The organism is Mycolicibacterium flavescens (genome assembly GCF_001722335.1).
In the GTDB taxonomy this organism is placed as follows: domain Bacteria; phylum Actinomycetota; class Actinomycetes; order Mycobacteriales; family Mycobacteriaceae; genus Mycobacterium; species Mycobacterium flavescens.
In genome coordinates, this window is the sequence record NZ_MIHA01000023.1 from 37,503 (window position 1) to 61,162 (window position 23,660).

Sequence of the window (23,660 nt, forward strand, 5' to 3'; positions counted from 1 at the left end):
ACCTCGATGATCGAAGCACTCCGAGCAGGGCATTTGGTGGTGGTCCCGGCTGGGTTCGAACCAGCGACCTTCCGCGTGTGAGGCGGACGCTCTCCCACTGAGCTACGAGACCGAGGGAGTCGGCCGAAGGGCCGAACGACGTCGAAGACTAGCACGCGGGGCCGCCGCGACCCGAATCAGCCGATCGCTTTTCGGCTCCCGAGGAACGGTACGGGACTAGGGTCGCCGGTGATGGTTTCCTTCGCCGGGCGCGGATCCGTTGTGCTGGCCTGCGTGACCGTGGTCGCGGGCTGCGGGGAGTCCACGACGGCAGGTGTCGGGTCGGCCGAGCAGACACCGGGATCGTCCACAACGACCGTCGAGCGGGAGGTCAGCGAGTCGACCGGGTTCATCACCCCGTCGGGGAACATCGCGTGCCGCCTCGATCCGGACTATGCGCGCTGCGACATCATGGACCGCGACTGGTCTCCCCCGCCCAAGCCCGCCGACTGCGAATGGGACTACGGGCAGGGCGTGCTGATCGTCGGGACAGACCCCGCGAAGTTCATCTGCGCGGGCGACACCACGTTCGGCGTCGAGGAGGTGCTGCCCTACGGCGAGGCCGTGCGCGCCGGCGCGATGCGGTGCGAAAGCGGCGAGGCGGGCGTCACCTGTCGCAGTGACGACACGGGCAGCGGGTTCTTCCTCTCACGCGAGTCTTACCAGTTGTTTTGAGCCTTGAACGGCGCCCGACGCTCCGGTGAATGCCGGGATTTGTGTCGCGATACTTCGGTCGACTATCGTCGTGCTTCGCGACGGGCGACAAGTCGTTCGTGGCGCGCGGATGTAGCGCAGTTGGTAGCGCATCACCTTGCCAAGGTGAGGGTCGCGGGTTCGAATCCCGTCATCCGCTCGAAGGTGCAGTGGCATCAACCCCAGCGGTGGAGTGGCCGAGTGGTGAGGCAACGGCCTGCAAAGCCGTGCACACGGGTTCGATTCCCGTCTCCACCTCCGAATTTTCGACCCGGCGCGATTAGCTCAGCGGGAGAGCGCTTCCCTGACACGGAAGAGGTCACTGGTTCAATCCCAGTATCGCGCACCACAGTTTCAGCAGGTCAGGCCTGGTATCTCCGGGCCTCTCTTGTTTCCGTGCCCAATACGCAAGCACGGAGTTCCGCCTACAACTCACCTATGACACCGGTAATTGCTGCGAGGGGTAGGGCGTCGGCCGACCCACGCTCGACGTAATGCGGCGTCGTGGCCGTGCGGCATGCGCTCGCCGAATCGGGCGAGCCAGTGCCCTCGACCACCGTGCTCGACGTTGCCGCGACGGTTACGGGTGCCCCGCGTGCGGTCTCGTAAGGCGTCAGGTCGTTGTGGCAGACGGTGCAAAGCCACCACACCTTCTTATTGGGCACGGCTGCCCCGAATGCGGTCGCCGCAAGGCGCCGAGACAGCAGCGGTAATGGACCAGGGCGCGAGAACGGAGTACGCGGTCGTCTGACTACGGCGCGAAGAGTCGTAGCGCCCGCGACCGATCATCCGCTGCCTGCTGTGACCGCCGGAGCGGGTCGGTGGCTCTCCGTTCCACCAAGTCAACGACGTCCCTCATCAGCCATTGAGCGTGGAGACTTGGGTACAGCAGCTTCCCCGGATCACTTGTCACTCGCGTCATGAGAACATCCGGATCGCCGGTCTCTTCGAACATGTCTTCGTCGGCCATCCCGAGATACACCCACGGTCGGCCGTGGGCGTAGCCGGAACACATGCGCCACGAAAGGAGAGGTTTCGCTGTTCGTGCGTGCATGTCGGCGTACTGGACGGCTTCGGTGCTTTGGTATCCGGCGCTGATCCTGTTCTCGGGGATGCCGCGGCCGCTCCCGATCTGAGCGAGCCTGGCGTACTTGGCGTCTCGCTGCGCTACATCGGACAAACTCAGAGATTGAAGCGCTGGATGCTGATCATGGAAGTTCTTGGCGTACCAACGCAGGACGCGTTCGATGCGCGTGCTGCGGCCAGTCGGATGCAGAATCCAGAACGCCGAAGCGAAAATCTCGAGCGCACCACGAACCAGGGTGAACGGCGCCGCGCTGTGAAGCACGTTGAGATCGAAGAGAAGCGACTTCATAGCGTGTAGATGATCGACACCGGCCACGATGCACATCTGGACCGCGTGCGAAACCTGGTAAGGATCGCTCGCCCGATCGTCGCCAGCTAGCGACGACCCCGGCGACACCGCGAAGTCCGTCGAGTCGTTGACCCGTTCCATCATTCGATCAACGTCGGTGGCGAACTTCCCCCACAACGCGTCGATCTTGTCCGGGTCCAGCGCCTCCCCCACGCGCCGTGCTTACGTCGAACGCGATTCAGCCGCTGCGCATTCTGCGCGGTATCTCCGCATCGCAGGCCCGGTGTCGATCCGTACCCGCATCATCCGCTCATACCCGCGCGTCCACAGCTTCGGCAGAACCAGCGATTCGCCCCCGGCGTACGGGTTGCGGTCGCCCGGTTCAGCGAGCGAGCCCGAGTAGAGCGCGAACATGTATTCCGCACGCTTCGACACCGGCCAAGCATGCAGGCACGTGCGGCCAGATCGTCGGACCCACGCCGACGACGAGGACCAGGCGCACGACGCCGACCTCGATCCGGCACACAGGTGGGGGCTCAAGTCAGCGACGCGGCGATCGCGTCTTGCGCGGATCGGCGGTACTTCGTCCGCAGCTGGTTCCGGTGCGGTCGCGATAATCGCGCGCGTAGTCCGTCTGCGCCTTCGTGTTCCACGCGCGGCACTCATCGCACTTGCAGCCTTCGCGCCGGTATCCCGCCCGCGTGCCGTAGTCCCACGGAGCAGCGTCGGCCTTGACGCACGGACCGCAGCGGCGCCGATCAGGCGGCGCGCTGTCGGGATACGTCGGCAGCAGCCGCCCGCACACGGTGCACGGAACGTCAGCACGACGGGCACAGGGCGCTCCTATCCGGGCGGTTTTTTTGTTGGGGAAACCCGGGGGGCGGTGCCAATGCCATGGGGGGCGCCGTGTACCCCCTCCCCGGGGTTACCTAGGGAGGTTGCTGACTGGACTGGTCGACCGCTGCGGCTTATCGCCATCATCGAACATCGCCATGAGTCGGTGCCACGCCTGCTACAAACCCCTGCGTGACGGCGCGGACCATGTTATTGGTCCGGTACCACGCGTGAGGAGGCGGGATGGGCGGGATTTCGGCATTTCGATCGGACGACGCACGCGCGGCATACGTTCAGCTTTACGACGCAGCCTTGCCGCCAGCACGATCCCGGTGACGGAGTCGGACATTGAGACGTCCTTCGGACGCACGCACATTCTTCACGCGGGCGACCCGTCAAAACCCCCGCTGGTAGCAATCCATGGATCGTCGATCAGCTCGACGATGTGGATACCGCACTTGCCCGTCCTCACCGCGACCCACAGCGTGACCATGATCGACGCAATCGACGAGGCAGGTAAGAGCATCGCAATTAAGGCGACCACAAACAGCGCAGGGATAGTGGAATGGCTCAACGAGACGTTGAGTGCCATTGATATCCAGCGTTCCGCAATAGTTGCTGCTTCGCGCGGTAGCTGGATAGCGACTCATTAATCGATGGCTTCCCAGAACGGGTAGAGCGCTTGGCGCTTGTGTGCCCGGTAGGGCTCGCCAACGGGCTGCGTCCGAGGTGTCTGGTTCGTTCGATCCCAACCATGACCGGTCGGCCCACGGAAGAGCGCGTCCAGTCGTTCCTTGACACCATGGCCATGCCGACAAAGCGCCGGTTGCTTCGCCAGGAGCCGTGGCAGCCAATAATGCAACAATTCATTTGTGGCGCTATTGGTTTCAGCCTTGCGCTCAGCAACCCGCGACCGAACCCGTGGCCGTTGCGCAGCGATTGCGATTTACAGCGACTCTCGTCGGCCCGGGTCCCGGTTCTGACGATCATCGGCAGGGCGGAGTCCCTTGTTGACGGGCCAAAGACGGCTACCCGCCTCAGGCAACAACTGCCTGAGGCGCGGGTCGAGCTGGTCGACGATGCGAACCATATGGTTTTCATCGACCAAACCGAGATAGTTGAGAAGCTGCTCGCCGAATTCCTCCAGTAGGGACGGTCGATGCCACGCCTTGAAATGTTGTCCGTCCCTTCGGTGATGCTAGCGATTGATACCTTTTGACCATGCCCATCCCCAGGCCGTAAGTCGCCATTCGGTGTCTACCTTGCGAAGCGCCACGGCACCTTCTGGTCCTCGTCGTCGTTGGCGGGCCTCGCGGCGCTGCTGCTGACTACGTCCAAGCACCGCGCCGACCGCGAGGCTGTTCCGTGGGTGTCAGCGGTTGAACCCCGCGCCGTTCGCACGTGCGGACATGCTTATCCCGGGCGCCTAAACCGTCCGGACGTCTCACTACACCAGCACTGCGAGCGGTTGCGCTACCGCAATACGCGAGACGGTGATGACGAAGGGGTCGGCCGCACTGCCACTGCCAGTCACGGTGGTTTGGTAGGCGGTGCCGTCCGCGCCGACCACTACAGGGGCGACCGGGGCGCCGGCAATGGGGTCGGTGGTGGTCGTGTGACCGTCTGAGTAGATCACGGTCACTGTCGTCCTATAAGGGCTGGCGGGGGTGCCATCGCCGATACGGCTGGTCTGGTAGACGATGCCCTCCGCGCCCACCACCGCATGGCCCCACGGGATGCCGTCGATGGGTTCGGTGGTAGTCGTATTTCCTTCGGGGTGGATCACCATGATCCTCATCGTGTACGGGTTCTCGGCGCTGCCACCGGAGGAGGCGATTTGCGCCGCGGTGCCGTCCACGCCGACCACCACACCGGAGTCGATCGCGCGACCGTCGACTGTCTCTGTGATGACGGTGCCGTCGGGACGGATCACCGTGACCGTCGCCTGATACGGGTTCGCCACGCTACCGTCGCCAGTATTGGTGGTTTGGGCGACGGTGCCGTCTGCGCCGACCACCACCCCCCCGAAGTGTGGTAAACCGCCGACTGTTTCGGCGGTGACGGTGCCATCGGCGTGGATCACCGTGATCGTCGTCTGATATGGGTTCGTCGGGCTTCCCCCGCCGGAGTAGGTGGTTAGCGCGACGGTGCCATCCGCACCGACGAGCACGCCGTCGCCGGTCGATACGCCGACGACGGTTTCGGTAATGATGGTCCCATCGGGGCGGATCACCGTGACCGTCGTCTCGAAGTCGTTCGCCGAGCCGCCAACGGCGGTACGGCTGATTTGGGCAGCGGTGCCGTCCACACCGACTACCACACCCTGGCCGCTCGGGAGGCCGTCCACGGTTTCGGTGGTGACAGTCCCATCGGGGTGGATCACCATGACCGTTATCCGATAGGGATTCGCCGCGCTGCCGTCACCGAGAGACGTCGATAGGGCGGCAGTGCCATCCGGACCAACGACCAGACCGCCAACGGTCGGGTACCCGTCGACGGTTCCGGTGGTGACAGTCCCATCGGGGTGGATCACCGTGACCGTGGACTGACCCTGGTTCGCCACGTCTCCTTCGCCGGTGCGGGTGATTTGGGCGGCGGTGCCGTCCACACCGACTACCACACTCTGGCCGCTCGGGAGGCCATCGACGGTTTCGCTGATCAGGGCGCCGTCAGGGCGGATCACCGTGACCATCGTCTGGTACGGGTTCGCCGCGCTGCCGTCGCCGAAAATGGTTCTCTGGGCGGCAGTGCCATTCGCACCGACCACCGCACCGGCGAGGTCGGGGTAGCCGCCGACTGTCTTGGTGCTCATGCTCCCGTCCGGGTGGATCACCATGAGCGTCGTCTGGTAGGGGTACTCAACGCTGCCATTGCCGGAATTGGTGCTTTGAGCTGCGGTGCCATCAGCACCCACCGCCACCACGCCGACCGGGAAGCCGTCGACGGTTTCGGTAGTAATCGTGCCGTCGGGATGGATCACTATGACCGTCGACTCGATCGGGTTCGCCCCGCTGCCGAAGACGGTGTAAGTGGTTTGGGCTGCGGTGCCATCAGCACCGAGCACGACGCCTTCGTGCGGGTAGCCGTCGACGGTCGCGGTGGTGATGCTCCCGTCGGGGTGGATCAATGTGACCGTTGTCTTGAAGAAGTTCTCGGCACTCAACTCGCCGGTGCGCGTGATTTGGTAGACGGTGCCGTCCGCGCCGACAAGTGGGCTGGACGGGGTGCCGTCGACGGTTTTGGTGGTGATCGTGCCGTCGGGGTGGACGACAACGATCGTCGACCGGTACGGGTTAGCTGCGCTGCCGTCGCCGGTGTAGGTGGTTCGAGCGGCGGTCCCGTCCGCGCCGAGCACCACACCGTGAACGCTGGACGCGCCGCCTTCAGGGGCTGGGAATGTGGCGGTATTGGTGATGGCGGCGGCGGCCGGGTCGACGGTGGCGGCGACCTGTAGGTGAGCCTGCGCCTGTCCGCCACTGACCGCGGTGATGGTGAAAACGTCCTGTTCGACCGTGGCAGTGCCGTACGCGTCGAGGCGCTCTTGCGGGTCTGGAGTGTAGGTGAAAGTCCAGGTTCCGGTGGCGGAGTTGAACACGGGCGCCGAAACCGTGCCGGTGCCGTCGAGAGGTTGGGTGGTGATCACTTCGAGGTCCGCGAAGCCACTGTCGATGTCGGTGACCGTCACCGTGTAAGTGATTGCGCCCGTGGCGCTTACCGCCGGGGCCGACGGCACTGCTTGAATGACCGTCGGATCATCGACCGGTGTGATGTTGACCGTGACCGCGGCGGCGGCCTGATCCCCGTCGGGGTCGGTGATGGTGTAGCCGAAGCTGACCGGCCCGTTCTGGTTTGCGCCCGGGGTGTAAGTGATCGAGCCGTCGCCGTTGACCACCGCGCTGCCATGGGCCGGGGTGGTCGTGACGGTCACCGTCGGGGCACCGTCCGGGCTGGTGTCATTGCCGAGCACCTGGATCGTGACCGCAGTGTCCTCATCGGTAGTGACCACATCATCGGCGGCCGTGGGAGTGTCATCGACCGGGGTGATGTGCACCGTAACCTTGGCGGTGTTGCCGTCGACCGTTCCGTCGTTGACCTTGTAGGTGAACGAATCCGTGCCGTTGACATCGGCCATCGGCGTGTAGGTGAACGAGCCGTCGGCAAGGAGCTCGAAACTGGCGGCCTTGGTCGGGCCGGCCACCAACACCGCCTGCTTGGTGTCACCGTCAGCATCGGTGTCGTTGGCCAGAACATTGCCCGTCGACAACGTGGTGTCTTCATCCGTCGTGAACGAATCATCGTTGGCGACGGGCGGATGATTGGTGTTCGCCGGTGGCGCGACGGTGACACTGATGGTGTCGCTCGCACTGTGGGTTTGGCCGAGGCCGTGGAGATGGTAGCGGGCGACTTTATCGGTCACAGTGACGGTGAAGGTGTCGGGACCGCTGTAACCGGCATTCGGTGTGTAGGTCCAGGTACCGGCCGCGGCGTCGATGCTGACGGTTCCGTGAGCCGGTGCGCCGACCCCGGTGGCGGGAACGTTGTAGGACAGCGGGTCGCCGTCGGGGTCGAAACCGTTGAGGGTGCCGATGATCTCGCCGTTGGCCAATGGCTCACCGGTGGTCTGCAGGTCCAGCGCGGGGGTGGAATTGACGAAGAGCTGGTTGTACTGGCGACGCATCGATTCCACCAGGCCCCAGAGGACCGAGTTGTAGAACGGTGCGCCGGGACCGAAGACCGGCGCCACGAAACCAGTGAAGGCGTTGAGGACGACGCCGAAAACGGTGGCCGGGACAGCCAGGAACGCCTCGACCAGATTCACAGGTTCGGACGCGGGCGCGGGCGCTTCCAGGATGCTGACAGCCTCAACGTGGTTGACGCTCAACAGATTCAGTTGATCATCAGTGCCTGCCAAGCTTCTCGACTGCAGACGCGCTTCCGGATTGCTGTCGTCCAGCTCAGGTCCCGAAATCACCGTCTTCGCGCCGGCCAATTCACGGTCGGGCGCGAGATTGGGGTCTGTGCCCCCGGCCGTCGACACGTGGCTGGGGTCGACCGTTGGCGCCGGTGCGGCAGTAGTCGGGTCGGCAGTCGCGGTGGGCTGGGCCGGCACCGTCGTATCTAGGTCAAACGTTGGCGTGGGTTCCGCGGTTTGCGCTGGTGTTGCAGTGGGTGTGGCTCCCGCGTTGTCGATGGTGGTCCCACTGATGATCACTTCAGGGGTGCCGTCACCGCCGATGATGGTGGTTGTCTTCCCTTCGATGACCGTGGTCGTCGTCGTGCCCGCATCGGCAGCGGCCGCATCGGCAGCGGTCCCGCCGTTGCTGTCGCCGCTGCCCTCGGGCCGCGGAGGCGCCGGCTCGGGGTCGGTGGTGTTTGGGCCATCGTCCACTGCAGCGGAGGCTTCGCTGCCCTCCTCGGCCCAAACAATCCCAGGCGTGGTGGCCACCGCCAGACCGACGCCCAAAGCAACGGCCAAGGCGCCGACGCGCCCGACGTGACGGGCATAACCAGCGACATCAGAGCTGGGCCGCTGAAGCACAACCGTCTGACCGTCCCTTTGGAGGCGGTCACAACCGGGGACGGCTTTCGCAGCAGCTTTTGCCATAACGCACTCCTGTGGGCTCAGAGTTTCCGAAGGGAAACGCTTCAGCAGGACGCTAATTACATCGGAGGGCGAAGGAATCGGGTGTTTCCCTATGATCGTTACTTTGCTGCCCTATGCCGGGGTCGGACCCGCACCACGACGCGCCACCCGACTGCTCAACACCCCGGTCGGCTCCCGTCAGGCGAGCCCGCCTCCCCGCGGCGACGCCCGGAACGTAGGGAAACACCCGATTCCATCGGCCGCCGAAACGACCTAATCTTGAAATGCCTCGGACGGGACGACTACCAAGTCAATCGTCCGGACAGATTTCGGCCCACGGCTCGCCCATGGGGGGCGTGCGTGTAGCTGCGGGCCATCCCGTCCGAGGCCACCGCGCTCGCGAATTATTGCGACTGTCAATAAACTTCGGCGAGGTCAGCGCGAGAGCCGCACCGGAAAAGTCATGCCTCCGCAACCGGTCATGCCCGCCAGCGAAGCCGCATCGATCGTCGTCGTGCACGGAACACCGTCGCTGGTCTGTGTCCAACTCCAGGTGTTGCCCTGCAAGCGCATCTCCTTGGCCGGAGCACCGCCACCGATGTCCAGACTCGTGCAGTCCGCACCACACGGGGTGAACACCCACGTCTGCGTCATCGTCGCGCCGTCCCCGATCGTCGCGGTGTACGTCCCGCTCAACGGTTCCGCCACCGCCGGCACCGCCAAGCCCAGTGCCGCAACGACTGCGATACCACCTGCCGCCATTCCTCGAATCATTGCCAGCATCGATCTCCCCCATCGCAATCCAGCCCCTGCGCCGCCTCGTGGGGCGCACCTGATCATCGCAGTCGCCGACCCGCCGAATGCCACATTCCGCGAAGATTTGTCGCGCCCGCACATTTGCTGTTCCCACACCGCCGCGGATCGCTACCAACACCACTCCCGTCAGGGCCTCGATAGCCTGTTTGCTCTAGTACATCCCCCACATCGTGAACCGGTGGCCGTCGGACCCGAGTCCTTGTGTGACGCCGAAACGCGTCTTGTAGATTCCGCATATGCGACTGACCGCGGCCTTCTTTGCCAACCGCTCCGAAGTCGTCGACAACATGCTCAACGTCGAGGGCGCGTTCTGGGCCAGCACCACCGTCGCGCCCGAATCCACGGCGTTCCGCTGCGACGTCGTCGTCCTCTGCGACACCGAACCCGACGACGTCGGGGCCGAGTTCACGTTGGTCATCGACAGCGAGGGACCCAGCGGCCCGCTCGCACCGATCTCCCAGGCCTTCACCCTGGCCGGCGAGTCGATGTTCATCTGCATGCCGGCGACGGTGCTGCCGGTCGAACCCGGCGGCGGCTACCACCGCTACCGCTTCCGCCTCGACGGCCAACACGAGTTCGTCGACGTCCGACTCGCGGTGCGGCTGAGCTTCACGTGAGCCGAAAGCACACTGCCCGCGTCGGCCACGCACTACGCTTTGCACAGACCGACCGGTCCCGACGAGCCGAGGGTGGGACATGATTCGCCGACTGCTTGCCGCCGCTGTCATCGCCGGCGCCGCCATCTGCGCGGCTCCGCTCGCCACCGCGGACGAGAACGTCTACCCCGATACTCCGGGCCGCTACGCGACCGATGTGCCGGGCATGAGCTACGACGCCCACCTCGCCGGACCGTGCACCAACATGGAACTGTTCACCTTCGGTCGCGGCCCCGGCGGCGAAGTCCTGCAGTGTCGCTGGATCGAGAATCAGTGGCCCCCGGTCTACACCGGCTTCTGGGTTGCCGCCTACGAGCTGTTCGGCGTCCAGGAGGTCGGCTCGCCCTGCCCGAAACCGCAGGCCGCCGCGCAGGCACCCGACGGCCGACCGTTGCTGTGCCTCGGTCAACGGGGCTGGCAGCCCGGCTTCTTCACCCGCGAAGGTTTCTTCCCGAGGTAGCCGCTCAGGCCCCGCGCAACGTCTGACTCGGCGGTGTGCCGAACGTGCGCTTGTAGAAGCTGCTGAACCGGCCCGCGTGCGTGAAGCCCCAACGGCCGGCGATCGCCATCACGGTGTCCACCGTCGGATCAGCCACCTGCAGATCCCGGTGCGCACGCTCCAACCGCACCGACCGCAGGTACTCCAGCGGTGTGGTGCCCAGGTGGCGGCGGAACGCATACTGCACCGACCGCGGCGTCACGTTGACTGCCGCGGCAATATCGCCGAGCGTGATGTCGCGGTGCGCGTTCTCGTGAATGAACGTCATCGCGCGCCGCAGCAACGCCGGCTGCGTGCGGGAAGTATCGGCATGAGTACGCATCTCGAATTCACATACCCGCGTGTACGTCCGCAAAACGGACCTACCGGCCCGGTACAACGCTGACATGATTTGCCGATGACCGATCGCCTGGAAGTCCAGCGCCTCATCGCCGCCCCGCCCTCCGACATCTTCCGCGTCCTGGCCGACCCACACGGCCACGTCGCCATCGACGCCACCGGCATGCTGCAGGACGCGACCGGTGACCCGGTCCGCGCCGCCGGTGACACCTTCGTCGTGCACATGGACCGCGAGGCGCTCAACGACTTCCCGCTCGGCAAATACGACGTCACGGTGTCCATCCGCGATTTCGACCAGGACCGACTGATCTCCTGGACGGTCCTGGGCCGGATCCGCCCGCAGATCGGGCACGTCTACGGCTACCGCCTCGAACCCCACCCCGACGGCACCCTCGTCACCTCGTTCTACGACTGGACCGACATCGACGCGCACTGGCGCGAAGCCGGCGTCTTCCCCGTCGTCTCCGAACTGGCCCTGCGCGCGACGCTGGGCATCCTCGACCGCACCGTGCGGCGCGGCTACCCACGACCGTCAACCCACGGTTGACGATCGCCAGGCGTCAACCTAGAGTTGACGCCATGACGCAGCCCGCCAAGATCACCAACCCGGTCCGGCTCGACGACCTCATCGACGTCATCAAGCAGGTGCACGACGAACCCCTCGACCAGCTCACCGACGCGGTGCTGGCCGCCGAATCACTCGGCGAAATCGCCGACCACCTGATCGGGCACTTCGTCGACCAGGCCCGCCGCTCGGGCGCCTCCTGGACCGACATCGGCAAGTGCATGGGCGTGACCAAACAGGCCGCCCAGAAACGCTTCGTCCCCAAGCCCGACATCCTCGACCCCGACGCCGGGTTCGGCCGGTTCACCCCGCGCGCCCGCAACGTCGTCGTGCAGGCGCAGAACGCCGCACACACTGCGGGCAATCCCGAGATCAGCCCCGAGCACCTGCTGCTGGCCCTGTTCGCCGAGCCCGACTGCCTCGCGGTCAAGCTGCTCACCGCACAGGGCCTCACCGCCGAGAAGGTGACCGCCGCCGTGCAGTTACCCGACCGCACCGACGGTGAACTGCCCGCACTCACGCCGTTCAACGGCGCAGCCAAGAAGGTCCTCGAGCTGACGTTCCGTCAAGCACTTCGCCTGGGCCACAACTACATCGGCACCGAACACATCGTTCTCGCGATGCTGGAAGCCGAGGACGGCAACGGCACCCTGCACCGCCTCGGCGTCGACCGCGCCCGCTTCGAGAACGATCTGGCCGCCGCGCTCGAACCGTTCACGAAAGGCTGATCTCACATCGCCGCTCCCCCAAGCGTCTACATGATGTGAGAGTGCGACCGTTCGAAGACGTGGTGACCCAGCACGGCGCCACCGTGCTGAAAGTCTGCCGCGCGGTCGTCGGAGCGAACGACGCCGACGACGCGTGGTCGGAGACCTTCCTGTCGGCGTTGCGCGCCTACCCCGACCTGCCCGCCGACGCCAACGTCGAAGCCTGGCTGGTCACGATCGCCCACCGCCGCGCGCTCGACATCGGCCGCGCCCGGTCGCGTCGACCCACACCCACCGACACCGCACCCGACATGCCGGCACCCCGCGCCGACCCGGCCGCCCGCGATCCCGACCTCTGGGACGCGCTGGCCCGCCTGCCCACCAAACAACGGCAGGCCGTCGCCTACCACCACATCGCCGGCCTGCCGTTCGCCGAGATCGCCGCGTTGCTCGGCAACTCCCCGGTCGCCGCCCGCCGCGCCGCCGCCGACGGCCTCAAGACCCTGCGCAACATCTACCGTGAGGACCAAATGTCATGACCGCCAACCTGTTCGACGACATCAACGCCGACGCCCCGACCCTGGATCGGCTGCACCGGGTGCTCGAGCAACGCGCCGACACCGAGGGCCTGCTCGACGTCGCCTACCGCACCGTCGACAGCCCCGTCGGGCCGCTGCTGCTGGCCGCCACCCCGCTCGGCCTGGTCCGGGTGGCCTACGCCGTCGAGGACCACGACGCCGTCCTGGCCCGCCTGGCCGCGACGGTCAGCCCGCGCGTGCTGCGGGCTCCGCACCGGCTCGACGCGGTCGCAGCGCAACTCGACGAATACTTCGCCAAGCGCCGCACGGCTTTCGACGTCGCCGTCGACCTGCGCCTCACCGACGGGTTCCGGCGCACGGTCATCGAGCACCTGCGCGGCATCGGCTACGGCCGCCGCGAAAGCTACGCCGCGGTGGCCTCGGCCGTCGGCAGCCCACGGGCGGTGCGCGCGGTCGGCACCGCCTGCGGGCACAACCCGCTGCCGGTGGTGATCCCGTGTCACCGCGTCGTGCGCTCGGACGGATCGACCGGTCAGTACGTGGGCGGGCCGCAGGCCAAGACCACGCTGCTCGACCTCGAAGCCGCGTGAGGGAATGAAAGCGCGCGTGCCGCGGTAGAACATTGCATGAAGCTCAACGACGCGGCCCGCGCGCTGATCGGGCGGGGTGCCGACGCCACCCTGGTGACACTTAACCCCGACGGCAGTCCGCAGGCGACGCTGGTGTGGGTGGCGCTGCAGTCAACACCGGACGGCGACGAACTCGTCAGCGCGCACCTCGCCGAGCACCAGAAGCTCCGCAACATGCGTCGCGATCCACGTGTCGCGGTCACGATCCTGTCCCCGGAAGGAGCCGGCGCGGCGATGCGGCCCTATCTGTCGATCAGCGGCACCGCCCGCGTCGTCAAGGGCGGCGCACCCGAACTGCTCAAGGAACTGGCCCAGACGCTCAGCAACCCCGATGCGTTCCCGCCCGCCGAAGCGCCGCCGGGTTATCTGACCCGGATCCGCATCGACAAGGTCGGCGGAGTCGGCCCGTGGCACTCCTGACCGGGAAGCGGCTGTAACACGTTTCAGTCTGTGCGATCATGCGTGGATGCGTCGCTGGTTCGTGCTCTTCGTCGCCGCGCTCGTGGCGTCCGCCGGGTTTGTGGTTGCGCCCGCGTCGGCGGCCATATCGCCGATCGGCCGCCTCGGCGAGACCCTGCAGATCAGCTTCAAGGGTCTGGTCGCCGACATCACCGTGCACAGCGTCGACCCGTCGCCGATCCCGCCGGGCTTCGGCTATCCCCCGCGCCCGCCGCGCCAGCAGGTCTGGCGGGCCTGGATCACGGTGCACCCGATCGCGGTGCCCACGCCGTACGCGCAGGGCATCACCTACAGCTTCCGCGGTGTCACGGCCACCGGCGACTCCTATGAGCCGCGCAACACCGACGCCCCCGATGCGCTGTCGAAGGCGCTGAACAACGCGCCCGCCGGGTCGACGGTCAGCGGCGCGGTGTTCTGGGACTGCTACCGCGACCTCGTCTCCAACGTCGTGCTGATCGACCGGGTCACCGGCGAACACCTGGCGCAGTGGAACCTCTGACCGCCGTTGGGTATTGAGGTCACCTCGGCCGCCGAGACCGACGTGGCCGAACTCGCCGACGTCGCCGCGCGGACCTTTCCGCTGGCCTGCCCGCCGGCGGTGACCGCCGACAACATCGCGGCCTTCATCGCCGAGAACCTGTCCGAGGCCCGGTTCCGCGACTATCTGCGCGACCCCGACCGCACGGTGCTCGTCGCCCGCGACGACGGCGTCGCCGGTTACGCGATGCTGATCCGCGGTGTCCCCGATGACGACGACGTGCAGCGCGCCGTCACCGCCCGGCCCGCCGTCGAGGTGTCGAAGATCTACGTGCTGCCCGAACGGCACGGCGGCGGGGTGGCGGCGGCGCTGATGGAGGCCTCGCTGCACGCGGCGCGCAGGCTCGGCGCGGCGGTCGTGTGGCTCGGCGTCAACCAGCAGAACCGGCGCGCGCAGCGGTTCTACGCCAAGCAGGGCTTCGAGGTGGCCGGCACCAAGACGTTCCGGTTGGGCGCCGCGGTCGAGAACGACTTCGTCATGGTGCGCCCTGTCTGACCGCGAGCAGACGCAGACTCGCACGAAACCCCGCGCAGGAGTGCGAGTCTATGTCTGCTCGCCGAGGGTGGTGCCCTCCCGGGACAACGCCAGCAGCCGGGAGACCGCCCGCAGATACTTCTTGCGGAAACCGCCGGCGAGCATCTCCTCGCTGAACAGGGTGTCGAGTTTCGCGCCGGAGGCCACCACCGGGATGCCCGCGTCGTAGAGCCGGTCGGTCAGCGACACCAGGCGCAGCGCGACGTTCTGGTCGTCGACCGGATGCACCCCGGTGATGAACACCGCGGTCACCCCCTCGATCAGAGTCAGGTACCGCGACGGGTGCATGGTGGCCAGGTGTGCGCACAGCGCGTCGAAGTCGTCGAGCGTCGCCGTCGACGACCGGGCGGCGCGCGCGGCGACCTCGTCGTCGCTGAGCGGCTCGGGCGCCGGCGGCAGGTCGCGGTGCCGGTAGTCCGGGCCGTCGATCCGCACGGTCTCGAAAATCGCTGCGAGCGTGTTGATCTCACGAAGGAAGTCCTGCGCGGCGAACCGGCCCTCGCCGAGTTGTTCGGGCAGGGTGTTCGACGTCGCCGCCACCGACACGCCCCGCTCGACGAGCGCCGACAGCAGCCGTGAGATCAGCGTCGTGTTGCCCGGATCGTCGAGCTCGAACTCGTCGATGCACACCATGACGTAATCGGCCAGCAGTTCGATGCACTCCACGAAACCGAAAACGCTTGCCAGTTGCGTCAACTCGCCGAACGTCGCGAACGCCTTCGGCCCGGGCACCCGGTAGTACGACGACGCCAGCAGATGGGTCTTGCCGACCCCGAACCCGCCGTCGAGGTACAACCCGACCCCGGGCAGCACCTCGCGCCGACCGAACAACCGCTTCCTGCCCTGCCGCCGCTCGACCGCCTGCTCGCAGAATCGGGCGCACGACTGCACGGCCGCGGCCTGCGACGGCTGCGCCGGATCCGGGATGTAGGTGTCGAAGCTGACGTCGGCGAACGTCGGCGGCGGGACCAGTTGGGCGATCAGCCGTTCCGGCGTGACCTCGGGCCGGCGGTCGACCAGATGCTGCACACCGCTGGACCCGTCCATGCACGCACCTTATCGACGTGCTGCAATCGTGTTCATGCCCGATACCGCCGCTGCGGCGCAGTTCACAGTGTTGGGGCCCGACGGCGCCCCGCTCGACAGCGCCGACCCGCGGCTGGCCGACCTGTACTCCTACCCCGACAACCTGCAGACCTGCTGGGTGCGCGGCAACATGATCGCCAGCGTCGACGGCGGCGCCACCGCAGGCGGCAAGTCCGGCGCGCTGGGCGGCACCGGTGACCGCGCGGTCTTCGAGCAGATGCGCCACTGCGCGGACGTGATCCTCGTCGGCGCCGCGACCGTGCGCACCGAGAACTATTCGGGCGCGCAGGTACCCGTCGCGCAGCGCGGCATCCGGCAGGCCCGCGGCCAGGCCGAGGTCCCGCCGATCGCCGTCATCACCGGGTCCGGACGCCTCGACCCCGACGCCCGGTTCTTCACCCACACCGAGGTCACCCCGCTGGTGCTGACCTGCACCGCCGCCTACGACGACACCCGCACCCGGCTGGGCGCGCTCGCCGAGGTGATCGACGCGTCCGGCGCCGACCCCGACGACGTCGACCCCGCCGTCGCGCTGCGCGCCCTCGCCGACCGCGGGCTGCTGCGGGTGCTGACCGAAGGCGGCCCCGGCGTCCTCGGGCTGCTGATCGCGGCCGACCTGCTCGACGAACTGTGCCTGACGGTGGCCCCGGTGCTGGTCGGCGGCGCGCCCCCGCGGATCACCGGCGGGTCCGCGGAGGTGCTGACCCGGATGCGCCCGGCGCACGTGCTCTCCGACGACGACGGCTATCTCTACCTGCGCTACACCCGCTAGGTTGCCGGTCCGCGGACAGCCCATCAGTACTGTGGTCGGCATGCAAAGGCGTGGTCAGCTGCTCCGGGTCCTGAGCCTGGCGACCGCCGCGGTGGTCGTCGCGGCCTGCTCACCCGGGCTGGCCGCCAACCCGCGGTTCGCCACCAACTCAGGTGCCGGCGCCCAGGGCGAGCCGCCGCCCACCCCGGAGGCCGGCGGTCCCCCGCCGATCGAGGCGCCCAAGAACGACCTGTCGTGGCGCGAGTGCACCTCGCGGGTGTTCGCCGACGCGTCGGTGCCGGCGCCGGCCGGTGTGACGCTCGACTGCGCCAGCTACGACGCCGACCTCGACCCGATCGGCGGCGCGTCCGGCTCGGTCAGCATCGGCGTGGTCCGCGCCCGCGGCCCGCAGACCCCCGAAGACGCCGGCCCGCTGGTGATGACCACCGGCACCGACCTGCCCTCGTCGCTGCAGCTGCCCGTGTGGTTGTCCCGCTCGGGCGCCGACATGCTCAACACCCGCCCGATCGTCGCGGTCGACCGCCGCGGCCTCGGCATGTCCGGCGCCCTGGACTGCCGCGACCTGTTCGACCGCCAGGAGATGCTCGACCAGGCCCAGTTCCAGTCCGGTGACGACCCGGTGGCCAACCTCGGCGCGATCGTGCAGACCGCGACCACCGACTGCACCGACACCATCGCCCCCGGCGACTCGGCCTACGACAACTCCCACGCCGCCGAGGACCTCGAGCGGCTGCGCAGCACCTGGGACGTCCCGACGTTGGCGCTGCTCGGAATCGGCAACGGCGCGCAGGTCGCGCTGGCCTACGCGGGCTCGCACCCCAACAAGGTCTCGCGCCTGGTGCTCGACTCGCCGCTGCCGCTGGGCATCGCCGCCGAAGCCGCGATGGAGCAGCGGGTCAAGGGCGAACAGGCCGCGCTCGACGCGTGGTCGGCACAGTGCGCGGCGACCAACTGCCCACTGGCGCCGGACGCCAAGGGCGCCGTCGACGCGCTGCTGTCGGCCGCGCGGGAGGGCCGCGGCCCCAACGGCGCGGCCGTGGCCACCGTCGCCAACGCGATCTCGACCGCACTGGCCTACCCGCGCGGGGACCGCGTAGCGTCGGGCAACACACTGGCCGGCGCGATCGCCGCCGCGCGCGGTGGGGACACCGGCCAGTTCACCGAGTTGATCACCCGGGCCGAAACCCTGCGCAACACCGACGGTCAATTCGTCAACGGCTGCAGCGACTCGCTGAACCGGCCCACCCCTAACCGGGTCCGCGAACTCGTCGTCGCCTGGGACAAGCTGTACCCGCAGTTCGGCACCGTCGGCGCGCTGAACCTGGTCGACTGCCTCAACTGGCCCAGCGGCACCCCGCCCGAGGAACCCAAGAACCTCAAGATCCCGGTGCTGCTGCTGGGCACCCAGAACGACCCGATCGTCGGCAACGAAGGTGTCGCCGCAGTGGCCGCCACCGCGATCAACGCCGGTTCGGCCAACCGGCGGGTGATGTGGCAGGGCATCGGGCACGGCGCGTCGGTCTACTCGCCGTGCGCACTGCCGCCGGTGCTCGGATACCTCGACAGCGGCAAACTGCCCGAGACTGACACGTTCTGCCCGGCCTGACGGCCGATGTCCGAGGTCGGGTAGCGTGCGGGCGTGCGCGATCTTGTGACCAGATCACTTGCGACGGCTTTCCGGCCCAGGACGTCCCCGCCCGACGTGGCGACGGTGTTGAAGCTGATCCTGTGGCCACTGGCGATCTTGTTCATCATCCACCGCAGCTACGTGCTCGCCACCAACGGCTACATCACCGACGACTACGGACCGGTCTACCGCGCGGTCGTCAACTTCAAGATGGGCTGGGACATCTACAACGAGCACTTCAACCACGTCGACCCGCACTATCTGTATCCCCCCGGCGGCACCCTGCTGATGGCGCCGTTCGGCTACCTGCCCGTCGAGGCATCGCGGTACTGGTTCATCACGTTCAACACGATCGCGATCGTGCTGGCCGCCTACTTTTTGATCCGGCTGTTCGGTTTCGACCACCGCTCGGTGGCGCTGCCCGCACTGCTGGCCGCGATGTTCTGCACCGAAAGCGTGATCAACACACTGGTTTTCGGCAACATCAACGGCTGCATCCTGCTGGCCGAGGTGTTGTTCTTCCGGTGGCTGCTCGACGGCAACCGCCAGCACGAATGGCTGGCCGGTGCGGCGATCGGTCTGACGCTGGTGGTCAAACCCATCTTGGCCCCACTGTTGTTGTTGCCGTTGCTCAACCGGCAGTGGCGGCCGTTCGTCGGCGCATTCGCGGTGCCGCTGGTGTTCAACATCGCGGCGTGGCCGCTGATCAGCGACCCGATGAACTTCATCACCCGCACCGTGCCCTACATCATGACCACCCGCGACTACTTCAACAGTTCCATCGCGGGCAACGGCATCTATTACGGGCTGCCGACGTGGCTGATCCTGGTGCTGCGCATAGGTTTTGCGCTGCTCGCGGCCTACACGCTGTACCTGCTGTACAAGTACTACCGCACCCGCGACCCGCTGTTCTGGATGATGACGTCGTCCGGCGTGCTGCTCATCACGTCGTTCCTGGTGCTCTCGCTGGGCCAGGGCTACTACTCGATGATGTTGTTCCCGTTCCTGATGACGGTGGTGCTGAGGAACTCGGTGCTGCGCAATTGGCCTGCGTGGCTGGCGATCTACGGGTTCATGAGCGCCGACCGGTGGCTGCTCGGCCACTGGCCGAGCACCGGCCGGTTCCTGGAGTACATGAAGTTCACCTACGGCTGGAGCCTGATGCTCATCGTGGTGTTCTCGGTGCTGTACTTCCGGTATCTCGACGCCAAGGCCGACGGCCGCCTCGACGAGGGCATCGACCCGGTGTGGCTGAAGACCGGCGGATCGAAGACCACGGAACCGGAGCCGCCGGCCAAGCCGGTCGCGCCACCGATCAGCTGACGGCTAGTAGCGTGGAGTCATGACCATTCCGGCTCCCAAACTGCAGCTGACCGACGACGAATGGCGCCAGAAGCTGAGCCCCGAGGAGTTCCACGTCCTGCGCCAGGCCGGCACCGAGCGTCCCTTCACCGGCGAGTACACCGACACCAAGACCGAGGGCGTCTACGAGTGCCGCGCCTGCGGTGCCGAACTGTTCCGCAGCAGCGAGAAGTTCGAATCGCACTGCGGCTGGCCGTCGTTCTTCGATCCGGCGGACTCCGACGCGGTGATCCTGCGCGCCGACGATTCGCTGGGGATGCGCCGCGTCGAGGTGCTGTGCGCCAACTGCCACAGCCACCTCGGCCACGTCTTCGAAGGCGAGGGTTATCCCACCCCGACCGACCAGCGCTACTGCATCAACTCGATCTCGCTGCGGCTCAAGCCGACCTCCTGACGCGAACGCGACGCCAGGCCTGGCGCAGACGCGGCGCGCGCATCTAGCCGGGGTAGACCGCGAACTCGGTGCCGCCTTCGACCTCGGTGACGCACTGGAACAGCAGCGGCGCCGTCGTCGCGGTGCCCGAGTAGCACGTGAACGGGCCGATCTCCTGGTACTTGTCGCCGTTGACGTCGTAGCGCACGGCGTAATCCGACGCGGTGATGCAGTCGATGTCGCCGGCGAGGATGTCGATGGTCTGACCGAACCGCGGCGCGCACCGCTCACTGTCGGGTGTCTGAGCGACGGCGGTCGGTGCGGCCCCCAGCGCGCCGACCGTCAGCGCCGCCGCGAGCAAAGCCTGATTTCTCATCGACCCATCATGACGGACCGAAGCCCCGTGCGGGGCTAACTCCGAGTGCGCCGCGCGGGCCGACTCAGGGCAGGCGTTCGATCAGCTGCTCGGCGCTGATCCGCGGCCCGGTGAAGAACGGCGTCTCCTCGCGCACATGCCGCCGGGCGTCGGTGGCCCGCAGATCCCGCATCAGGTCCACGATGCGGTGCAGTTCGGGCGCCTCGAACGCCAGGATCCACTCGTAGTCACCGAGCGCGAACGCCGGCACCGTGTTGGCCCGCACGTCCTTGTAGCCGCGGGCGGCCATACCGTGCTCGGAGAGCATCCGGCGGCGCTCCTCGTCGGGCAGCAGATACCACTCCAGCGACCGCACGAACGGATACACGCAGATGTAGTTGCCCGGCTCTTCACCGGCCAGGAACGCCGGGATGTGGCTCTTGTTGAACTCCGCGGGCCGGTGCAGCGCCACGTTGCTCCACACCGGGTTGGTGGCGCGGCCCAGCGTGGTGGTGCGGCGGAAGTCGGCGTAGGTGGCCTGCAACGCTTCGACGTTGTCGGCGTGCGTCCAGATCATGAAGTCGGCGTCGGCGCGCATGCCGGCGATGTCGTAGAGGCCGCGCACCACGACGCCGCGCTCCTCCTGCTGCTTGAGGAACGTCGCGGTCTCGTCGACGAGCGCCGCGCGGTCCTCGCCGAGCTCACCCGGACGCACCGAGAACACCGAGAACATCAGGTAGCGAATGGTGGAGTTGAGCGCGTCGAAGTCGAGTTTGGCCATGTCTCTATCGTGCCACGCGCGAGGTCAGCAGCGACGCCGCAGCCCGGGTGGCTGACGCCACACACGCGGGCACCCCGATGCCGTCGAGGAAACCGCCGGCCGCCGCGATCGTCGGCGGCAACCCCGCGCGCAACTCGGCGATCAGCTCGCCGTGGCCGGGGCCGTACTGCGGCATCGTGTCGATCCACCGCTGCACGTGGCAGTCGACCGGTTCGGTGCGCACCCCGAACAGCGTCGCCAGATCCTGCGCGGCCCAGCCCAGCAGGTCCTCGTCGCCCGCGCTGCGGGCCAGGTTGTCGCCGAACCGGCCGAACGACAGCCGCACCAGTTCGACGTTGCCGCGCGGACCCCATTTGCGCGACGTCAGCGTCACCGCCTTGGCATGCAGCCGCCGCTCCCCCGTCGCGACCAGCACACCGGACTGCTGCGGCAGCGGGGTGCCGCCGGGCAGCGCCAGCGCCACCAGCGCCGTCGAGGCGACCGGGATGCGGCGCGCGGCAGCCGCCGTGCGCGGGGCCACCTCGGCGACCATGCGCGCCAGCACCGGGGCCGGCACCGCCAGCACCACCGCGTCGGCGTGGTGGGCGACGCCCTCGTCGTCGATCAGGTCCCACCCGGCGCCCGAGCGCACCACGCGGTCGACGCCGACCTGCGTCCAGCGCGCGCCGGCGCGGCGGATCAGTTCGTTAACCAGGACGGTGTAGCCGCCGTCGACGGCCCCGAACACCGACCCCGTCACCGGGGGCGGCACCGCTTCGCGGACGGCGTCGGTCAGGCTCGGCGCCCCGCGGTCGAGGACCGTGGCCAGCGTCGGCACCGCCGAGCGCACCCCGATCGTCGCCGCCGACCCCGCGTAGACCCCGGCCAGCATCGGCTCCACCGAGCGGGCGACCACCTGCTCACCGAAACGGTCACCGACCAGCTCGGCCACCGACGGGTCGGCGCCGGGGTGCCAGCGGAACGGGCGGTTGCGCTCGTCGCGCATACGCGCGATCGTCGGGTCGTCGACGAGGCCGGCCAGCGCCGACGGCTGCGCCGGTATGCCCTGCAGGGTGCCCGCCGGCAGCGGGTGCAGCCGGTCACCGCTGTAGATCAGCGGCCGTGCGCCGGTGGTGCCGACCTGCCGGTGCGCCAGCCCGAGCTCGGCGAGCAGGGCGGGCAGTTCGGGCCGGCGCGCGACGAAGGCTTCCGCGCCGACGTCCATCGACTGTCCGCCGATCCGCTCCGTGCGCAGCGCGCCGCCCAGCCGGTCGGCGGGGTCGAACAGCGTGATCGTGGCGCCGGGCCCGGCGGCGACGCGCAGCCGGTAGGCGGCCACCAGACCGGAGATCCCACCGCCGACCACGCAGTACGCCGGGCTCACAGCGAGTGCACCAACCTCACCACCTCGGTGATCACCTCGGGATCGGTGCCGGGCAGCACGCCGTGGCCGAGGTTGAAGACATGCCCTGTGGCCCCGGCGTCGACGGCGCGCCGACCGTCCTCGACGACGGTGCGCGCGGCCTGCTCGGCCACCGGGTAGCCGGCCAGCAGCACCACCGGGTCGAGGTTGCCCTGCAGTGCGGTGCCGGGCACCACCCGCGTGGCGGCGTCGGGCAGCGACGTGCGCCAGTCGACGCCGACGACGGCCGGGGCGCCGTGACCCGACGCGGCCTGCGACATCGCGCCCAGCAGTTCGGCGGTGCCCACCCCGAAGTGCGTCATCGGCACCCCGGCGGCGGCCAACGTCTCGAACACCCGGGTGCTGTGCGGAAGCACGTATTTGCGGTAGTCGACCAGCGACAGCGTGCCGGCCCAGGAATCGAACACCTGGATGGCGTCGACGCCCGCGTCGACCTGCATCTGCAGGAACCCGATCGTGACGTCGGTCAGCGCCGACATCAGCGCGTGCCAGGTGTCGGTGTCGCCGAGCATCATCGCCTTGGTGCGTTCGTGGTTGCGGCTCGGACCACCTTCGATCAGGTAGGACGCCAGCGTGAAGGGTGCGCCGGCGAACCCGATCAACGGCACGTCGCCGAGCTCGGTGACCAACGTGGAAACGGCCTCGGCGACCGGGGCGACCTGTTGGGGCTCAAGGGGTTTGACCGCGGCGACGTCGGCGGCCGTGCGGATCGGGTTTTCGATCACCGGGCCGACGTCGGGCACGATGTCCAGCGCGATGCCCGACGCCCGCAGCGGCACCACGATGTCGGAGAACAGGATCGCGGCGTCCACGCCGTGCCTGCGCACCGGTTGCAGCGTGATCTCGGTGATGAGTTCGGCGTCGAAACAGGCCTGCATCATCGTGTTCTTGGCGCGCAGGGCGCGGTACTCGGGCAGCGATCGGCCGGCCTGGCGCATGAACCACACGGGCACGCGACTGGGTTTGCGGCCGCTCGCGGCGGCCAGGTACGGCGACTCGGGCAGCTCACGGCGGTTGTTCATCGCTTTCAATGCTGCCATGCGAGCGCCGGGGAGTAGCCCTCGCCTCGACGGACGGGTTGCTCGGCCAGATCGGC

25 protein-coding genes and 4 tRNA genes are annotated in these 23,660 nt (G+C 67.9%); 18 read left to right on the plus strand and 11 right to left on the minus strand.

Annotation, left to right across the window (positions count from 1 at the left end; genetic code table 11):
- Positions 1 to 37 precede the first annotated feature (37 nt).
- Positions 38 to 112, minus strand: a tRNA-Val gene (locus BHQ18_RS24260).
- A 119-nt stretch (positions 113 to 231) separates the two neighbouring features.
- On the opposite strand from BHQ18_RS24260, the gene BHQ18_RS24265 reads away from it, so the two are divergent.
- The 4 genes from BHQ18_RS24265 (at position 232) to BHQ18_RS24280 (ending at position 1,081) form a co-directional block, all read left to right on the plus strand.
- Positions 232 to 714 carry a DUF6636 domain-containing protein gene (locus BHQ18_RS24265; protein ID WP_234794301.1) on the plus strand — a complete coding sequence of 161 codons (483 nt, stop codon included), beginning with the start codon at positions 232 to 234 and terminating at the stop codon, positions 712 to 714.
- A gap of 105 nt (positions 715 to 819) precedes the next feature.
- A tRNA-Gly gene (locus BHQ18_RS24270) sits at positions 820 to 892 on the plus strand.
- Between the two features lie 27 nt (positions 893 to 919).
- Positions 920 to 990 (plus strand) — tRNA-Cys (locus BHQ18_RS24275).
- Positions 991 to 1,006: 16 nt separating this feature from the next.
- A tRNA-Val gene (locus BHQ18_RS24280) sits at positions 1,007 to 1,081 on the plus strand.
- Positions 1,082 to 1,483: 402 nt separating this feature from the next.
- On the opposite strand, the gene BHQ18_RS24285 is transcribed toward BHQ18_RS24280, so the two are convergent.
- Both BHQ18_RS24285 and BHQ18_RS24295 read right to left on the minus strand, forming a co-directional pair.
- Positions 1,484 to 2,320: a hypothetical protein gene (locus BHQ18_RS24285; protein WP_069416211.1), complete on the minus strand. Its 837-nt coding sequence runs from the start codon at positions 2,318 to 2,320 to the stop codon at positions 1,484 to 1,486.
- Positions 2,321 to 3,320: 1,000 nt separating this feature from the next.
- Positions 3,321 to 3,533, minus strand: a complete 213-nt coding sequence (locus BHQ18_RS24295) for a hypothetical protein (RefSeq protein WP_069416213.1) — start codon at positions 3,531 to 3,533, stop codon at positions 3,321 to 3,323.
- Between the two features lie 162 nt (positions 3,534 to 3,695).
- Here BHQ18_RS24295 and BHQ18_RS24300 point away from each other — a divergent pair, with 162 nt between their 5' ends.
- Positions 3,696 to 4,091, plus strand: a complete 396-nt coding sequence (locus BHQ18_RS24300) for an alpha/beta fold hydrolase (protein ID WP_069416214.1) — start codon at positions 3,696 to 3,698, stop codon at positions 4,089 to 4,091.
- 297 nt (positions 4,092 to 4,388) lie between these two features.
- Here BHQ18_RS24300 and BHQ18_RS24305 read toward each other — a convergent pair whose 3' ends face one another.
- Together BHQ18_RS24305 and BHQ18_RS24310 are read right to left on the minus strand one after the other, a co-directional pair.
- The gene (locus BHQ18_RS24305) at positions 4,389 to 8,387 is read right to left on the minus strand and encodes an Ig-like domain-containing protein (RefSeq protein ID WP_165614598.1); all 3,999 of its coding nucleotides are present in this window, start codon (positions 8,385 to 8,387) and stop codon (positions 4,389 to 4,391) included.
- A 573-nt stretch (positions 8,388 to 8,960) separates the two neighbouring features.
- Positions 8,961 to 9,233 carry a hypothetical protein gene (locus tag BHQ18_RS24310; RefSeq protein WP_131815737.1) on the minus strand — a complete coding sequence of 91 codons (273 nt, stop codon included), beginning with the start codon at positions 9,231 to 9,233 and terminating at the stop codon, positions 8,961 to 8,963.
- Between the two features lie 344 nt (positions 9,234 to 9,577).
- Here BHQ18_RS24310 and BHQ18_RS24315 point away from each other — a divergent pair, with 344 nt between their 5' ends.
- Complete coding sequence (locus tag BHQ18_RS24315; protein WP_069416217.1) at positions 9,578 to 9,958, plus strand: hypothetical protein; 381 nt, start codon at positions 9,578 to 9,580, stop codon at positions 9,956 to 9,958.
- Positions 9,959 to 10,037: 79 nt separating this feature from the next.
- Positions 10,038 to 10,457: a hypothetical protein gene (locus BHQ18_RS24320; protein ID WP_069416218.1), complete on the plus strand. Its 420-nt coding sequence runs from the start codon at positions 10,038 to 10,040 to the stop codon at positions 10,455 to 10,457.
- Between the two features lie 4 nt (positions 10,458 to 10,461).
- On the opposite strand, the gene BHQ18_RS24325 is transcribed toward BHQ18_RS24320, so the two are convergent.
- Positions 10,462 to 10,818 (minus strand): helix-turn-helix transcriptional regulator, encoded by a 357-nt coding sequence (locus BHQ18_RS24325; protein WP_069416219.1) that lies wholly within the window; start codon positions 10,816 to 10,818, stop codon positions 10,462 to 10,464.
- Positions 10,819 to 10,893: 75 nt separating this feature from the next.
- On the opposite strand from BHQ18_RS24325, the gene BHQ18_RS24330 reads away from it, so the two are divergent.
- Genes BHQ18_RS24330 through BHQ18_RS24360 form a run of 7 tightly spaced genes read left to right on the plus strand, consistent with a single transcriptional unit; the run spans position 10,894 to position 14,767 of the window.
- Positions 10,894 to 11,382: an SRPBCC family protein gene (locus tag BHQ18_RS24330; protein WP_069416220.1), complete on the plus strand. Its 489-nt coding sequence runs from the start codon at positions 10,894 to 10,896 to the stop codon at positions 11,380 to 11,382.
- A gap of 32 nt (positions 11,383 to 11,414) precedes the next feature.
- The gene (locus BHQ18_RS24335; protein WP_069416221.1) at positions 11,415 to 12,128 is read left to right on the plus strand and encodes a Clp protease N-terminal domain-containing protein; all 714 of its coding nucleotides are present in this window, start codon (positions 11,415 to 11,417) and stop codon (positions 12,126 to 12,128) included.
- A 41-nt stretch (positions 12,129 to 12,169) separates the two neighbouring features.
- On the plus strand, positions 12,170 to 12,646 hold the full coding sequence (locus tag BHQ18_RS24340; protein ID WP_069416222.1) for an RNA polymerase sigma factor: 477 nt from the start codon (positions 12,170 to 12,172) through the stop codon (positions 12,644 to 12,646).
- On the plus strand, positions 12,643 to 13,236 hold the full coding sequence (locus BHQ18_RS24345; RefSeq protein ID WP_069416223.1) for a methylated-DNA--[protein]-cysteine S-methyltransferase: 594 nt from the start codon (positions 12,643 to 12,645) through the stop codon (positions 13,234 to 13,236). Before BHQ18_RS24340 ends, BHQ18_RS24345 begins: the two co-directional genes overlap by 4 nt.
- 36 nt (positions 13,237 to 13,272) lie before the next feature.
- Positions 13,273 to 13,695 (plus strand): PPOX class F420-dependent oxidoreductase, encoded by a 423-nt coding sequence (locus tag BHQ18_RS24350; protein ID WP_069416224.1) that lies wholly within the window; start codon positions 13,273 to 13,275, stop codon positions 13,693 to 13,695.
- Between the two features lie 46 nt (positions 13,696 to 13,741).
- A complete protein-coding gene (locus BHQ18_RS24355; protein ID WP_069416225.1) occupies positions 13,742 to 14,233 on the plus strand; it encodes a hypothetical protein in 492 nt (163 codons plus the stop codon).
- Positions 14,234 to 14,239: 6 nt separating this feature from the next.
- Positions 14,240 to 14,767 (plus strand): GNAT family N-acetyltransferase, encoded by a 528-nt coding sequence (locus tag BHQ18_RS24360; protein ID WP_069416226.1) that lies wholly within the window; start codon positions 14,240 to 14,242, stop codon positions 14,765 to 14,767.
- A gap of 48 nt (positions 14,768 to 14,815) precedes the next feature.
- On the opposite strand, the gene zapE is transcribed toward BHQ18_RS24360, so the two are convergent.
- Complete coding sequence (zapE, locus tag BHQ18_RS24365; protein ID WP_069416227.1) at positions 14,816 to 15,853, minus strand: cell division protein ZapE; 1,038 nt, start codon at positions 15,851 to 15,853, stop codon at positions 14,816 to 14,818.
- A gap of 34 nt (positions 15,854 to 15,887) precedes the next feature.
- On the opposite strand from zapE, the gene BHQ18_RS24370 reads away from it, so the two are divergent.
- From BHQ18_RS24370 to msrB, 4 genes are read left to right on the plus strand one after another with little or no spacing between them, the layout of a single operon-like run.
- Complete coding sequence (locus BHQ18_RS24370) at positions 15,888 to 16,664, plus strand: pyrimidine reductase family protein (protein ID WP_069416269.1); 777 nt, start codon at positions 15,888 to 15,890, stop codon at positions 16,662 to 16,664.
- Between the two features lie 40 nt (positions 16,665 to 16,704).
- Positions 16,705 to 18,270: an alpha/beta hydrolase gene (locus BHQ18_RS24375; RefSeq protein ID WP_069416228.1), complete on the plus strand. Its 1,566-nt coding sequence runs from the start codon at positions 16,705 to 16,707 to the stop codon at positions 18,268 to 18,270.
- Positions 18,271 to 18,303: 33 nt separating this feature from the next.
- Positions 18,304 to 19,614, plus strand: a complete 1,311-nt coding sequence (gene aftC / locus BHQ18_RS24380) for an arabinofuranan 3-O-arabinosyltransferase (protein ID WP_205866183.1) — start codon at positions 18,304 to 18,306, stop codon at positions 19,612 to 19,614.
- A gap of 19 nt (positions 19,615 to 19,633) precedes the next feature.
- A complete protein-coding gene (gene msrB / locus BHQ18_RS24385) occupies positions 19,634 to 20,047 on the plus strand; it encodes a peptide-methionine (R)-S-oxide reductase MsrB (protein ID WP_069416230.1) in 414 nt (137 codons plus the stop codon).
- A 43-nt stretch (positions 20,048 to 20,090) separates the two neighbouring features.
- On the opposite strand, the gene BHQ18_RS24390 is transcribed toward msrB, so the two are convergent.
- From BHQ18_RS24390 to hemE, 4 genes are all read right to left on the minus strand, one after another.
- The gene (locus BHQ18_RS24390) at positions 20,091 to 20,402 is read right to left on the minus strand and encodes a hypothetical protein (protein ID WP_109789397.1); all 312 of its coding nucleotides are present in this window, start codon (positions 20,400 to 20,402) and stop codon (positions 20,091 to 20,093) included.
- Positions 20,403 to 20,466: 64 nt separating this feature from the next.
- Positions 20,467 to 21,162 (minus strand): hydrogen peroxide-dependent heme synthase, encoded by a 696-nt coding sequence (hemQ, locus tag BHQ18_RS24395; protein WP_069416231.1) that lies wholly within the window; start codon positions 21,160 to 21,162, stop codon positions 20,467 to 20,469.
- Positions 21,163 to 21,166: 4 nt separating this feature from the next.
- A complete protein-coding gene (locus BHQ18_RS24400) occupies positions 21,167 to 22,525 on the minus strand; it encodes a protoporphyrinogen oxidase (RefSeq protein WP_069416232.1) in 1,359 nt (452 codons plus the stop codon).
- Entirely contained in the window at positions 22,522 to 23,586 is a 1,065-nt protein-coding gene (gene hemE, locus BHQ18_RS24405) for a uroporphyrinogen decarboxylase (RefSeq protein ID WP_069416233.1), read from the minus strand. Before hemE ends, BHQ18_RS24400 begins: the two co-directional genes overlap by 4 nt.
- Positions 23,587 to 23,660: the final 74 nt, after the last annotated feature.